Consider the following 13,958-nt stretch of genomic DNA (forward strand, 5'->3'; position numbering starts at 1 on the left):
GGTCGACGTTCCTGGACGAGCCCAGGTGACGGAACGGCCCGGCGGCCGGTGCGCGGGGGGAGACACCGGCCGCCGGGCCTCCGGGAGGACGGCGTGCCCAGCGGACTCTGAGAGGCCTACGAGGACTGCGCCGCGTTGTAGAGGTTCTGGGCGTCCGTACCGAAGTACGGGCCGAACATGTGGGTCGGCAGGAAGTTGTACTTGAAGCTGTTGACCGAGTTCTGGATGCCGGTGCCCGTGGACTCGTCGAAGCTGATGAACCACGGCCCGCCGCTGGACCCGCCGGTCATGTCGCAGGCGAGACCGTGGTCGTTGCTCAGCAGGAAGTCGTCGATGGACCGGCCGCTGCAGTAGATGAGCGCGGACCCGTCGTAGGGGTCGGCCGCCGGGTAGCCGAAGGCGTACATGTTCTGCCTGCGCGGCTGGTTGAACGCGATGCCCTGGCCGCCCACGACGTCGACGAGCTTGCGGCCGTCGAGCTCGTTCACCACGGCCGCGCCCACGTCGTAGTTGAGGTCCTCGCTGGCCGTCCACTGGGGGGTGGCGAGCGTCTTGCTGGCGGTCCACGTGCCGTGGGGGCGGGCGCCGTTGTCGTAGCCCGGCACGAACACCCAGTTGGTGTGCCAGGCCCCGTCCAGCTTGACGCAGTGCCCGGCGGTGATGACGGTGCTCTTGTTGGCGCTCGTCACCGCGTCCCCGGAGCACGAGGCGGTACGGCCCTGATAGGTGAAGAACACCCGTCCCGCCGTGTGCGTCACCTTGCCGCCCCCACTCCAGGGGCTGCCGCCGTTGGGGATGGACAGGGCGGAGGGAGGCAGCACCTTGGCCAGCCCGCGCCGCACCTGTTCCAGGGTTCTCTTGTACTTGGGCTTGAACAGCTTCTCCATGGGGACGGCCGACCGCATGCGTTCGGTCGTCCAGAACCGCAGCACGCGCTGCTGCTCTGAGTTGTCGGACGCCTGCACCCGGGCCACCGGGCCGGGGGACGTCGGGAGGAGGGGAGCGGCGGGGGCGGACGCGTGCGCGGGGACGGTCAGCAGGGGCACCAGCGCGGCGCCGCCCACCGCGGCCACGGCCGCGTTGCGCAGAAGGCGTTTCATCTGGTCTCCGGAGATCGGGGGGAGACGGGGGGTAAAGGGATCGGGAAAGAGGTGTACGCCTGTGAGCGGACGGTAGTTTCGCCTTCTATGTCCGGACTAGTGGCATAACTCCACAAATGCCGGGGGCGGGATCCGTACCTTTGGGCGTCACCGCTTTTCAGCCCGGGGATGCGGGCGGGCGGCGCGGCCGCTGACGGCCGCGCGCGGGACCGTCCGCCCATGGCCGACAATGGACGGGTGACCGCAGACTCGAACGCCGCCCCCGCCCCGGCCGACGGGCCCGCCGGGGGCGCCGAGGGCGCCGCAGGCGCGCGCGACGTCGTCGTGCTCGGCTCCACCGGCTCCATCGGCACGCAGGCCCTGGACGTGATCCGCCGCAACCCCGGCCGGTTCCGGGTGACCGGGCTGGCCGCCGGCGGCGGCCGCGTCGACCTGCTGGCCCGGCAGGCCCTGGAGTTCCGGCCCGAGGTCGTCGCCGTGGCCCGCGCGTCCGCCGCCCAGGACCTGCAGCTGGCGTTCTACGCCGAGGCCAAGCGGCACGGCTACGCCTCCGGCGACTACGCCATCCCCAAGATCGTGGCGGGCCCGGAGGCCGTCGCCGAGGTGGCCGCCTGGCCGTGCGACGTGGTGCTCAACGGGGTGACCGGCGCGCTCGGCCTGGCCTCCACCCTGGCCGCGCTGGACGCGGGCCGCACCCTCGCGCTGGCCAACAAGGAGTCGCTGATCGTCGGCGGCCCGCTGGTCGCCGAGCGCGCCCGGCCGGGGCAGATCGTCCCGGTCGACTCCGAGCACTCCGCGCTGGCCCAGTGCCTGCGCGGCGGCCGCGCCGCCGAGGTGCGGCGGCTGGTGCTGACCGCCAGCGGCGGGCCGTTCCGCGGCCGCAACCGCGCCGAGCTGACCGACGTCACCCCCGAGCAGGCCCTCGACCACCCCACCTGGGACATGGGCCCGGTCGTCACGATCAACTCCGCCACGCTGGTCAACAAGGGCCTGGAGGTCATCGAGGCGCACCTGCTGTTCGACGTCCCGATGGACCGCATCGAGGTCATGGTGCACCCGCAGTCGGTGATCCACTCGATGGTGGAGTTCGTGGACGGCTCGACCCTGGCCCAGGCCAGCCCGCCCGACATGCGCCTGCCGATCGCGCTCGGCCTGGACTGGCCCGAGCGCGTCCCGGACGCCGCCCCCGCCGTCGACTGGACCCGCGCCCACACCTGGGAGCTGTTCCCCCTCGACGACGAGGCGTTCCCCGCCGTGGCGCTGGCCCGCCGCGTGGGGGAGCGCGGCGGCACCGCCCCCGCCGTCTACAACGCGGCCAACGAGGAGTGCGTGGAGGCGTTCCGCGCGGGCCGCCTGCCGTTCCTGGGGATAGTCGACACCGTCGCGCGGGTAGTGGAGGAGCACGACACGGGCGGACCGCAGGCCCGGCTCACGCTGGACGACGTGCTGGCCGCCGACGCATGGGCACGGGCGAGGGCGCGCGAGCTGACCGCACGCGACGGCTGACGGCCGCTCCTTCCCGGGGTCCCGGGCCCGCCCCGCCGCGGGAAGGAGCGCGATGGCCTTTCTCCTCGGCGCGATCGCCTTCGTGGTCGCGCTGCTGGTGTCGGTGATGCTGCACGAGGCGGGCCACCTGCTGACCGCCAAGCGGTTCGGGATGAAGGCCACCCAGTTCTTCGTGGGCTTCGGCCCGACGCTGTGGTCGCGGCGCGTCGGGGAGACCGAGTACGGCGTCAAGGCCCTGCCGCTGGGCGGCTTCGTCCGGATCGTGGGCTACACGCCGCTGGAGCCGGTGCCCGCCGCCGACCGTCCGCGCGCCTTCTACCGCCAGCCCGCCTCCCGCCGCGTCGTCGTGATCGCCGCCGGGGTGGTCGCCAACTTCGTGTTCGCCTTCGTCCTGCTCATGGTGCTGGCGATGGCCGTGGGGGTGCGCCAGCCCGGCACCGCCACCACCACGGTCGCCCACGTGTCCGCCTGCGTCCCGGCCGCCCTGCGGCAGCCGTGCGGACCCGGCCGCCCGCCCTCCCCGGCCGCCGCCGCCGGCCTGCGCCCCGGCGACCGCGTCGTGTCCTACAACGGCACGCCCGTCAGCGACTGGGCGCGGCTGCGCGCCGCCATCGGGGAGTCCAGGCCGGGCCAGGCCGTCCCCGTGGTCGTGCGCCGCGGCGACGGGCAGATGACCGTGCCGCTGCGTCCGGCGCAGGTCGAGGGCAGGCCGTTCGTCGGCGTCTCCGCGCGCGTCGTCGGCCAGGACTACCGGCGCACCGGCCCGCTCGGCGCCGCCGAGTTCGCCGTCGCCGGCATCGGCCAGACCCTCGCCGGCATCGGCCAGGTGGTGGTCGACCTGCCCGCCGCCATCCCCAAGCTGTTCTCACCCGAGCGCGCCAGCACCCCGGGCGGCCAGGTCGGCAGCGTCGTCGGCGCCACCGACATCTCCGGGCAGATCTTCTCCGCGCACGCCTCCTGGCGCGACAAGATCGCCCTGTTCCTGTCGCTGGTGGTCTCGCTGAACATCTTCCTCGGCGCGCTCAACGTGCTGCCGCTGCTGCCGCTGGACGGCGGGCACCTGGCCGTCGTCGGCTACGAACGCGCCCGCGCCCGGGTGGCCCGCGCCCGCGGCCGCCCCGACCCCGGCACCGTCGACATGACCAAGCTCCTGCCCGTCACCTATCTGGCCGTCATGCTGCTGGTGGGGCTGGGCCTGCTGCTCATCCTCGCCGACCTGGTCAACCCCCTGCGGTTGCCGCGGTGAGCGGAACGTCCACATCCGGTCACACAAAGTATCGGATCGGTCATGACATCACCACTCACCGGGCATTCGACACCCGGTCGAGCCTTTCCATTCGCCCGCGCCGCCTAGGGTAGGAGGGCGAGGTAAAGGAGAGGGATGAGCGTTTCACTCGGTATTCCGACGGTCCGCGGCGACGAACCGCGCCGGTTGGCGCCGCGCCGCAGGTCGCGGCAGATCATGGTGGGGAACGTGCCGGTCGGCGGCGACGCGCCGGTGTCGGTGCAGTCGATGACGACGACGCTGACCGCCGACGTCAACGCCACGCTGCAGCAGATCGCCGAGCTGACCGCGTCCGGCTGCCAGATCGTGCGGGTCGCGGTGCCGTCGCAGGACGACGCCGACGCGCTGCCCGCCATCGCGCGCAAGTCCCCGATCCCGGTCATCGCCGACATCCACTTCCAGCCCAAGTACGTGTTCGCCGCCATCGAGGCGGGCTGCGCCGCAGTCCGCGTCAACCCCGGCAACATCAAGAAGTTCGACGACAAGGTCGGCGAGATCGCCAGGGCGGCCAAGGACGCCGGGGTGCCGATCCGCATCGGCGTCAACGCCGGCTCCCTCGACAAGCGCCTGCTGGCCAAGCACGGCAAGGCCACGCCCGAGGCCCTCGTGGAGTCGGCGCTGTGGGAGTGCTCGCTGTTCGAGGAGCACGACTTCCGCGACATCAAGATCTCGGTCAAGCACAACGACCCCGTGGTGATGGTCGAGGCGTACCGCCTGCTGGCCGAGCGCTGCGACTACCCCCTGCACCTGGGCGTCACCGAGGCCGGGCCTGCGTTCCAGGGCACCATCAAGTCCGCGGTCGCCTTCGGCGCCCTGCTGTCGCAGGGCATCGGCGACACCATCCGCGTGTCGCTGTCGGCCCCTCCGGTCGAGGAGGTCAAGGTCGGCATCGCCATCCTGGAGTCGCTCGGCCTGCGCGAGCGCGGCCTGGAGATCGTCTCCTGCCCGTCCTGCGGCCGCGCCCAGGTGGACGTCTACAAGCTCGCCGAAGAGGTCACCGCCGGTCTGAAGGACTTCCCCGTCCCGCTGCGCGTGGCCGTCATGGGCTGCGTGGTGAACGGTCCCGGCGAGGCCCGCGAGGCCGACCTCGGCGTGGCCTCCGGCAACGGCAAGGGCCAGATCTTCGTCAAGGGCCAGGTCATCAAGACCGTCCCCGAGGCGCAGATCGTCGAGACCCTGATCGAGGAGGCCATGCGCCTCGCCGAGGAGATGGGCATCGACATCGACGAGGACGGTTCCGCCGCCCCGCAGGTGACCGTCCACTGACCTCCCGCGCGCGGGCGCCCCACGCGCCCGCGCACACCCACACCCACGACATCTCGGGCGCTCCGCCGCCCCGCCCCCCTCGCTCCACGCTGGCCGCCCGCGTGGTTCCGGCGCTTGTCACCTACCTCCCGCCCGGCGCACTCCCGCGCCCCGGCGGTGAATGCGCGTGACCACCGCCGTAGAAACCCGCTCCCGGGTCCTTTTCATGGCGCCTCCGCCACGCCCAGCCCTTCGCCCCTGAGCACCTTGCGCCGGGCGACCGCCGGCGCCGACCACCCATGCGCGTGAGCCCGCGCACCGGCTCAACCCCTGGACGCCCGGTCGCGTGGATACGGGGGGCCGGAAAAAGGGGGTGGTTCGCGGAGTTTTCGGGATTCGTCACGATTGTGCATCACTCGCCGTTGGATCTCCCGTCGTACATGTCCCGATCGTCAATATTTCTCCGTTGTTCCGCTTGGTGGGCTCCATCGGGAGCCCGCGCGGACCGAGGGAGGATCCGTGAGGAGACTCGTACTGATCACCGCGGCGGTGAGCACCGGGCTCGCCGGCACCGCGGCGGCGGCATCGGCGGAGACATCGGCGGGGGCGGGCGCGCCGGTGCGGCCGGCGATCGCGTGGACGGCCTGCCCGGACGACGATCCGCTCCTGGGCGGTGCGCTCAAGGGGCTGGAGTGCGGCACCCTGCGCGTCCCGCTGGACTACGCGGATCCGCGCGGCAAGACGATCAAGCTGGCGCTCACCCGGGCCAGGGCCACCGACACCAGGCGGTACGACGGCATCGTGCTGCTCAACCGGGGCGGCCCCGGAGGGTACGGGCGCGACCTGCCCACGCGGTTCACCAACCCCGCCAACGGCCTGCCCAGGGAGATCTCCGCACGGTACGACTGGATCGGGTTCGATCCGCGCGGTGTGGCGGCCAGCGAGCCGCAGATCGCGTGCGACCCCGGCTACCTGTACCCGGGCAGGGCGAGGCCGGACTACGTGCCCGGCAACGCCGCCGAGGAGGCGGCGTGGGTGAAGAAGGCCAAGGCGTTCGCCGACGACTGCGGTGACAGGTACGGCGCGACGCTCAAGCACATCACCACGCGGAACGTCGCCCGCGACATGGACGCCATCCGGGCCGCGCTGGGACAGCGGCAGACCAGCTACTTCGGCTACTCCTACGGCACGTACCTGGGCTCGGTCTACGCGTCGATGTTCCCGCGCAACGTCAAGCGGATGGTGCTGGACAGCGTCGTGCGGCCCAGCGGGGTGTGGTACGCCGACAACCTCGACCAGAACGAGGCCTTCCAGAAGCGCGCCGAGATCTTCTTCGACTGGATCGCCGACTGGAACTCCGTCTACCACCTCGGCACGACCGGTGAGCAGGTCGAGGCCGCCTTCCGCAAGGGGCGCGAGAAGATCAAGAAGGCGCCGGTGGACGGCAGGATCGGCCCCTCCGAGTACGACGACATCTTCCTGCCGGACGGCTACCGCAACTACACCTGGGTCGCGCACGCCCAGGCGCTGGCCGACTGGGTGCTGCGCGACGACCCGTCCGGGCTGCGCGACAACTTCGCCGAGCCCGCCTGGCTCGACCAGAACAGCTACGCCGTCTACACGTCGGTGGAGTGCCAGGACGCGCCGTGGCCGCGGAACTGGAGCCGCTGGCACGCCGACCACTCGCGCCAGTACCGGCAGGGCGCCACCTTCCTGACGTGGGGCAACGCCTGGTACAACGCGCCGTGCGCGTTCTGGCCGGTCAAGGGCGCCACCCCGCAGAGGATCGGGGCGGGCGGGGACGGTCCGCCGATCCTGATCGTCCAGCCGGAGAACGACGCGGCGACCCCGCTGCCCGGCGCCTACGAGGTGCACCGGCTGTTCCCCACCTCGCGGATGGTGCTGGAACTGGGCGGCAACAACCACGGCACCTCCATCACGGCCAACCGCAACCAGTGCATGAACGGCCACGTGTCGGCCTTCCTGGGCGACGGCACGCTGCCCGCCTCCAGGAAGGGCGCTGACGCGTTCTGCAAGGCCAACCCCGCCCCCACCCCGGCCGCCGTCTCGGCGGCGGTGAACGCCTCCGCCGCCGACGACGTCGCGGTGATCCGCTGACAAGCCCCAGGGCCCCGTTCCCCGCGCCGGAACGGGGCCCTGTTCTGCCCCGACCAACCCGTTCCCGAGGGGGTTCGTTGAGAAGGCTCGTATTGATCATGTCCGCCGCTGCGCTCGGCGTCGGCGGCACCGCGGTCGCCGCCAGCGCCGGGACGGCGTCCCCGGCGTCCCCGGCGGCCGCGCGTCCCGCCGCCGGCGGCCTGGCGTGGGGCGCGTGCCCCACCGACGTGACGGGCGGCGCGTACCTGCGCGACGCCGAGTGCGCCCAGCTGCAGGTGCCGCTCGACCACGCCAAGCCGAACGGCCGCAAGATCTCGATCGCGGTGTCCCGGGTGAAGGCCACCGACACGGCGAACTACCAGGGCGTCCTGCTCGCCAACCCGGGCGGTCCCGGCGGCGCCGGGCTGTACCTGGCGGGCGGGATGGCCGCGTGGCTGCCCCCGGAGGTCGCCGCCAAGTACGACATCATCGGGTTCGACCCGCGCGGCGTGGAGTCCAGCAAGCCGGCGCTGAGCTGCGTGCCGGACTACTCCGACCCGGTGCGGCCCGACTACGTGCCGTCCAACGCCAAGGAGGAGCGGGCCTGGCTGGCGCGCTCGAAGAAGTACGCCAAGGCGTGCGGTGAGAAGTACGGCTGGATGCTGCCGCACATGCGCACCACCGACTCGGCCCGCGACATCGACGCGATCCGCAAGGCGCTGGGCGCCCAGCAGATCAGCTACTACGGCTTCTCCTACGGCACGTACCTGGGCGCGACGTACGCGACGCTGTTCCCCGGCAACGTCAAGCGGATGGTGTGGGACGGCAACGTCGACGTCCGCGACGTCTGGTACCAGTCCCAGCTCAACCAGAACGAGGCGTTCGAGCGCAACATGAAGCTCTGGTGGGCGTGGACGGCCAAGTACGACTCGCTCTACCACCTCGGCGCGACCGCCAAGGAGGTCGAGGCGACGTACTACCGGATCCGGGCCGAGGCCAAGAAGTCCCCGATCGGCGGCAAGGTCGGCCCGTCCGAGCTGGACGACATCGTGCTCAGCGCGGGCTACAACACCGTGTACTACACCTACTTCGCCCAGGCGCTGTCGGCGTGGGCGACGAACAAGGACGCCGGGCCGCTGCTGGAGTGGGTCAGCGAGGGCGGCGGCGACAACGGCTTCGCCGTCTACAACGCCGTGCAGGCCGTGGACGCCCCCTGGCCGCCGAAGTGGAAGACCTGGCACAACGACGCCGTCCGCCAATACCGCAGCGGCATCCGCTTCAACTCCTGGTCCAACACCTGGTTCAACGCGCCGATCCACTTCTGGCCCGCCACGGGCGGACGCGCGTTCAAGGTCGGCGACAAGAGCAGGAAGGTGCCCCCGTTCCTGCTGGTGCAGTCCACGCTGGACGCGGCCACCCCGTACCCGGGCGGCCCGCAGATGCGCAAGCTGTTCCCGTCCGCGCGGCTGATCGCCGAGGAGGGCGGCAAGACGCACGGCAACACCCTCAACGGCAACGCCTGCCTGGACGACCGGGTCGCCGCGTACCTGAACGCGGGGACGCTGCCGGCCCGCAGGCCGGGCCAGGGCGCGGACGTCACCTGCCAGGCCGACCCCAGGCTGAACGACCCGAACCCGTACGCGGTCAAGGCCGCGACGGCGCCCAAGGGCAAGGACGTGCTGATCGGCCGTCCCTGATCCCGGACTGATCCCGGACGCCTTCGGGTGAGACGACGCCCGCGGACCGCACGGCCGGTCCGCGGGCGTCGGCTTTGCCGGTGTATCGCGCGGAATCGCGCTGATCCGGCGCTCCCGGACCGGGACGCGTCCGCCCGGTAGATAACGAGGGGTGCTCACTGTCTTCTCTGCGGGCGGGGCGCCGGTCGGCGGGACCGGCAAGGGCGCCGCCGCCGCGGCGGCGGCCACGGCCCTCGCCCTCACCGTGCTCGCGCCGCTCCCGGCGGCCGCCTCGACCGCCCGGCCGCCGCGCCTGTCCTGGAGCCCCTGCCCGGCCAACGACCCGGTCGAGAAGACCGCACTGCGGGGCATGGAGTGCGCCACGCTGGCCGTCCCGCTCGACCACGCCCGGCCCCGCGGCAGGAAGATCAGGCTCGCGCTGACCCGGATCCGGCACACCTCCCGCACCTTCCAGGGCGTGGTGCTCCTCAACCGCGGCGGTCCCGGCGCGCACGCCCGCGACCTGCCGCGCTTCGTGACCGGCAACCTGGACAAGAAGGTGGCCGCGCAGTACGACTGGATCGGCCTGGACCCGCGCGGCGTGGGCGGCAGCAGGCCCGCCCTCGTCTGCGACCGCACGTACCAGGACCCGGGACGGCCCCGCGCCCCCTACGTGCCGCGCAGCGCCGCCGAGGAGCGCGCCTGGAAGAACCGGGCCCGCCGATTCGCCGACGACTGCGCCCGCCGCTACCGCTCGATCCTGCCGTACATGCGCACGGTGGACTCCGCCCGCGACATCGACTACGTCCGCGCCGCCCTCCGCCAGAAGAAGGTCACCTACTTCGCCTACTCGTACGGCACGTACCTGGGCGCGGTGTACGCGTCGATGTATCCGCACCGGGTACGGCGCATGGTGCTCGACAGCGTGATCCGGCCGAGCGCCGTGTGGTATCCCAGCAACCTCTTCCAGAACGTCGTGTTCGAGAGCCGCATCCAGTCCTTCTTCGCGTGGATCGCCCGCAACCACAGGACGTACAAGCTGGGACGCACCCGTGAGGCCGTGGCCCGGTCCTACGCCAAGGTGCACAGGGCGGTCACCCGCAAACCCGTCAACGGCCGGGTCGGTCCGTCCGAACTGGACGACGTGTTCCTCACCGACGGTTACAACAACCGCACCTGGCCGGCGCACGCGCGCGCGCTCTCGGACTACCTCGTACGGCGCGACCCCAAGCCGCTGGGCAAGCTCTGGCACAAACCGACATGGCTGGACCAGAACAACTACACCGTCTACAACGCGGTGGAGTGCCGTGACGCGGCATGGCCCCGCAACTGGGCCCGCTGGCACCGCGACGCCTCGCGGCTGTACCGCGAGGGTTATCGTTTCGAGACTTGGAGCAACACCTGGTACAACGCTCCGTGCGCCTTCTGGCGGGTGCCCGGGGGACCGAAACCCGCCGTCCGAAACAGGCGGGGGCTGCCCCCGATGCTGCTGGTCGCCAGTACCGGGGACGCCGCCACCCCGTACGCCGGCGCGCTGGAGACGCACCGGCTGTTCCCGCGCTCCCGGCTGATCACGCAGGTCCGCGGCGGAAACCACGGCGTCACCTTCAGCGGGGACCGGTGCGTGGACAAGGCCGTGGCCGCCTACCTCGCCACCGGCGCGCTGCCGCCGTCCCACGCCGGCTCGGACCTGGCGTGCCCCGCTCCGCCCCCGCCCAAAGCCGGCACCGTGCGGCGGGAACGCCGCACCGGCCCCGCGGAAGGGACGCCGGAAGGGGAGCCGGTTGCCACGGCCGGGCGGTGAACGTCATAGGCTTGTTACGTGGTGCTGACGAACGTGGCCTGCGCGTGGCGGCCACTGCCCTCAGGGGGCCGGTAAGGCCATGCGCATGCTGGGGTCGCTGCCGGTGCGGGTTCTCGACGACCGCCACCGCGACGAGGCGCTGGCCATCCTCGACGCCGACCCGGTGGCCAACGTCTTCGTCGGTTCCCGCGTGCACGCCTCCGGGCTCGACCCGGGCCGGCTCGGCGCGCAGATGTGGGGCTACCTGAGGGACGGACGCCCGACCGCGCTGTGCTACTCGGGCGCCAACCTCATCCCCGTCAACGCCGACTCGGCCGCGGTGCGGGCGTTCGCTGAACGGGCCCGCGCCCAGGGCCGCCGCTGCTCGTCCATCGTCGGCCCGATCGACGCTGTCGGCGAGATGTGGGAGATCCTCGAACCGTACTGGGGGCCGCCCCGGGCGATCCGGTCCGTTCAGCCGGTCATGTCGACCTCGACGATGCCGCCCGTGCCCGCCGACCCGCACGTGCGGCGGGTGCGCATGGACGACTTCGACCTCGTCTACCCCGCCTGCGTGGCGATGTTCACCGAGGAGGTGGGCGTCTCCCCGCACGCCGGGGACGGCGGGGTGCTCTACCGCGCGCGGGTCGCCGAGCTGATCCGCGCGGGCCGCGCGTTCGCCCGCATCGAGGACGGCCGGGTCATGTTCAAGGCCGAGGTGGGCGCCGTCACCCCGTACGCGTGCCAGGTGCAGGGCGTGTGGGTGCCGCCCGACCTGCGCGGACGCGGCCTGTCGGTGGGCGGCATGGCGGCGCTGGTGGAGGAGTGCCTGCGCACCGTCGCGCCGACCGTGACGCTGTACGTCAACGACTACAACGCGCGGGCGCGCGCCGCGTACCGGCGTGTCGGCTTTGTGGAGGTCGACACGTTCATGTCGATTCTTTTCTGAGTGGGACGCGCCGACCGCTAGCATCCGGCCGTGGAGTTCGCCGGCGCGTTACGGCAGGCCATCCAGGGCAGCGGCCTGACCCTGGAGCGCATACGCCACCGTCTCGCCCGCCGCGGAGTGTCGGTCAGCGTGGCGACGCTGAGCTACTGGCAGCGCGGGCGCAGCCGGCCCCGGTCCCGCTCCGTCGTGGCGGCGCTGGAGGAGATCCTGCAGGTGCCCGCCGGGACGCTCACCGGCCTGCTGGACGAGCCGCCGGGCCCGGGCGGCGCCGTCGCCGGGCGCGGCGCGGCGGGCTGGAGCGACCGCGCCGACCGCGCGCGTGCCGCCGCCGACCTGTGGCCCGACCCCGAGCTGTACGCACGCGTCGTCGGGCAGCTCGACCGCTCGGCCGACCACCGGCTCGAACGCCTCAGCGCCCACGACGTGTACCGGCTGGACGCCTCGCGCCGTCCCCGCTCGCTGTCGGTGCGCGAGGTGCTGCGCGCGATCGGCGACGACGTCGACCGCGTCGTGTGCGTCCATCCCCTCGCCCTCCCGGCGGACGCCCCCGCGGACGGAGCGCCGCGCGCCGACCTGACCGGGCTGCGGTACTGTCGCGCCGGGCGGATCCGGGCCGAGGCCGGGCTGATGGCGTTCGAGCTGGTCCTGGACCGCGTCCTGGCGGCCGGGGACACCGCCGTCGTCGAATACGAGCTCGTCCTGCCCGCCGACGGACCGCCCGCGGCGGACTACCGGCGCCGTTTCCACCGCCCGGTGCGTGATTATCTTTCGGTTGTGCAGTTTCATCAGGAAATGATTCCCGCGCGCTGCTACGGTTTCTTCCAGGAAACCGGCGACGCTCCTCGGGAACGGCTCGGCGAGCTGTGGATCGGCGCGTCCGGAAGCGCCCACATCGCCGCCGGGGCGGTGCGGCGCGGCGTCCTCGGCGTCGAATGGGAATGGGACTGACCGAACCGGCCCGCGAAACGTCGCCGCATTCGAAACGTGCCGTCCGAAAACGCGGATCCCGGTAAACGTCGCTGACGTGAACGCGATGCAATCGTTATCCAGAGGGCTCGATGTGAAATTCGGGGTGCCCTCGAAAACATTGACGGGGGTCCCGCCCCGAAACGAGGATCTCATCGGTTCCCCAGTCCTCCCGCACACGGAGAAACGATGAGACGACGTACCCTGCCCATCGCCGTCCTCGCCGCCGTTCCCCTGGCCATGGCGGGCGCCCTGCCCGCCGGCGCCGCTCCCGCCGCCCCCGCCGTCCCCGTCGCCATGGCGGCCTCCGGCCAGGGCGTCGCCGGACAGTACATCGTGACGCTCAAGAAGGGCGTCTCGGTCGACTCGACCGTCTCCAAGCGCGGAATCCGCACCCAGTACCGCTTCGGCAAGGTGCTGAACGGCTTCTCCGCCAAGCTCACCGACGCCCAGCTGGCCAAGCTGCGCACCACCCCGGGCATCGCGTCCATCGAGCAGGACGCCGTCATCAAGGCCGACGCCACGCAGACCAACCCGCCGTCGTGGGGCATCGACCGCATCGACCAGACGAACCTGCCGCTGTCGAACAGCTACACCTACAACTCCACCGGCGCGGGCGTGAACGCCTACATCATCGACACCGGCATCTACACCGCGCACTCCAACTTCGGCGGCCGCGCCACCAACGTCTACGACGCCCTCGGCGGCAACGGCCAGGACTGCAACGGCCACGGCACCCACGTCGCGGGCACCGTCGGCAGCTCCAGCTACGGCGTGGCCAAGTCGGTCAACCTGCGCGGCGTGCGCGTGCTCAACTGCAGCGGCAGCGGCACCACCTCCGGTGTCATCGCCGGCATGAACTGGGTGGCCAGCAACCACGTCAAGCCCGCCGTGGCGAACATGTCGCTGGGCGGCGGCTACTCCGCCTCCATCAACACGGCCGCCAACAACCTGGCCAACGCCGGCGTGTTCCTGGCCGCCGCCGCGGGCAACGAGAACACCAACGCCTGCAACCGCTCGCCGGCCAGCGCCGCCAACGCCACCACGGTCGCCGCGAGCACCAGCACCGACGCCCGGGCCTCGTACAGCAACTACGGCTCCTGCGTCCACCTGTACGCGCCCGGCTCCGGCATCACCTCCACCTGGCTGAACGGCGGCACCAACTCCATCAGCGGCACGTCGATGGCCACGCCGCACGTGGCCGGGGTCGCCGCCCTGTACAAGGCGACCTACGGCGACGCGTCGTTCAGCACCATCCGCAGCTGGCTGACCAGCAACGCCACCTCCGGCGTCATCACCGGGAACCCGGCCGGCACCCCGAACCTGCTGCTGAACAAGCGCTCCCTGTGAC

General features: G+C 72.1%; 10 protein-coding genes. 9 read left to right on the forward strand and 1 reads right to left on the reverse strand.

Annotated features, from left to right (window positions below; genetic code table 11):
- Positions 1-116: 116 nt before the first annotated feature.
- The gene (locus ABD811_RS17245; protein ID WP_344948204.1) at positions 117-1,100 is read right to left on the reverse strand and encodes a trypsin-like serine peptidase; all 984 of its coding nucleotides are present in this window, start codon (positions 1,098-1,100) and stop codon (positions 117-119) included.
- Positions 1,101-1,319: 219 nt separating this feature from the next.
- On the opposite strand from ABD811_RS17245, the gene dxr reads away from it, so the two are divergent.
- From dxr to ABD811_RS17290, 9 genes are all read left to right on the forward strand, one after another.
- Complete coding sequence (gene dxr / locus ABD811_RS17250) at positions 1,320-2,606, forward strand: 1-deoxy-D-xylulose-5-phosphate reductoisomerase (protein WP_425549422.1); 1,287 nt, start codon at positions 1,320-1,322, stop codon at positions 2,604-2,606.
- A gap of 52 nt (positions 2,607-2,658) precedes the next feature.
- Complete coding sequence (locus ABD811_RS17255) at positions 2,659-3,852, forward strand: M50 family metallopeptidase (protein ID WP_344948207.1); 1,194 nt, start codon at positions 2,659-2,661, stop codon at positions 3,850-3,852.
- A gap of 135 nt (positions 3,853-3,987) precedes the next feature.
- Positions 3,988-5,157, forward strand: coding sequence for a flavodoxin-dependent (E)-4-hydroxy-3-methylbut-2-enyl-diphosphate synthase (gene ispG, locus ABD811_RS17260; protein WP_344948210.1), 1,170 nt, complete (start codon positions 3,988-3,990; stop codon positions 5,155-5,157).
- 498 nt (positions 5,158-5,655) lie between these two features.
- Positions 5,656-7,254, forward strand: coding sequence for an alpha/beta hydrolase (locus ABD811_RS17265; protein ID WP_344948213.1), 1,599 nt, complete (start codon positions 5,656-5,658; stop codon positions 7,252-7,254).
- Between the two features lie 98 nt (positions 7,255-7,352).
- Positions 7,353-8,930: an alpha/beta hydrolase gene (locus ABD811_RS17270; protein ID WP_344948216.1), complete on the forward strand. Its 1,578-nt coding sequence runs from the start codon at positions 7,353-7,355 to the stop codon at positions 8,928-8,930.
- A gap of 151 nt (positions 8,931-9,081) precedes the next feature.
- The gene (locus ABD811_RS17275; protein WP_344948219.1) at positions 9,082-10,713 is read left to right on the forward strand and encodes an alpha/beta hydrolase; all 1,632 of its coding nucleotides are present in this window, start codon (positions 9,082-9,084) and stop codon (positions 10,711-10,713) included.
- An 85-nt stretch (positions 10,714-10,798) separates the two neighbouring features.
- Positions 10,799-11,641, forward strand: coding sequence for a GNAT family N-acetyltransferase (locus ABD811_RS17280; RefSeq protein ID WP_344948500.1), 843 nt, complete (start codon positions 10,799-10,801; stop codon positions 11,639-11,641).
- A 30-nt stretch (positions 11,642-11,671) separates the two neighbouring features.
- Positions 11,672-12,589, forward strand: a complete 918-nt coding sequence (locus tag ABD811_RS17285) for a hypothetical protein (RefSeq protein WP_344948221.1) — start codon at positions 11,672-11,674, stop codon at positions 12,587-12,589.
- Between the two features lie 207 nt (positions 12,590-12,796).
- Positions 12,797-13,957, forward strand: a complete 1,161-nt coding sequence (locus ABD811_RS17290) for a S8 family peptidase (RefSeq protein WP_344948224.1) — start codon at positions 12,797-12,799, stop codon at positions 13,955-13,957.
- Position 13,958: the final 1 nt, after the last annotated feature.

It is taken from the genome of Actinomadura miaoliensis (assembly GCF_039536785.1).
Taxonomy (GTDB): Bacteria; Actinomycetota; Actinomycetes; order Streptosporangiales; family Streptosporangiaceae; genus Spirillospora; species Spirillospora miaoliensis.

Bases quoted from the DNA above. Each gene is read 5' to 3' on its own strand.
- ABD811_RS17245 (WP_344948204.1), bottom strand. From the start codon at position 1,100: ATGAAACGCCTTCTGCGCAACGCGGCCGTGGCCGCGGTGGGCGGCGCC.
- dxr (WP_425549422.1), top strand. From the start codon at position 1,320: ATGGCCGACAATGGACGGGTGACCGCAGACTCGAACGCCGCCCCCGCC.
- ABD811_RS17255 (WP_344948207.1), top strand. From the start codon at position 2,659: ATGGCCTTTCTCCTCGGCGCGATCGCCTTCGTGGTCGCGCTGCTGGTG.
- ispG (WP_344948210.1), top strand. From the start codon at position 3,988: ATGAGCGTTTCACTCGGTATTCCGACGGTCCGCGGCGACGAACCGCGC.
- ABD811_RS17270 (WP_344948216.1), top strand. From the start codon at position 7,353: ATGTCCGCCGCTGCGCTCGGCGTCGGCGGCACCGCGGTCGCCGCCAGC.
- ABD811_RS17280 (WP_344948500.1), top strand. From the start codon at position 10,799: ATGCTGGGGTCGCTGCCGGTGCGGGTTCTCGACGACCGCCACCGCGAC.
- ABD811_RS17290 (WP_344948224.1), top strand. From the start codon at position 12,797: ATGAGACGACGTACCCTGCCCATCGCCGTCCTCGCCGCCGTTCCCCTG.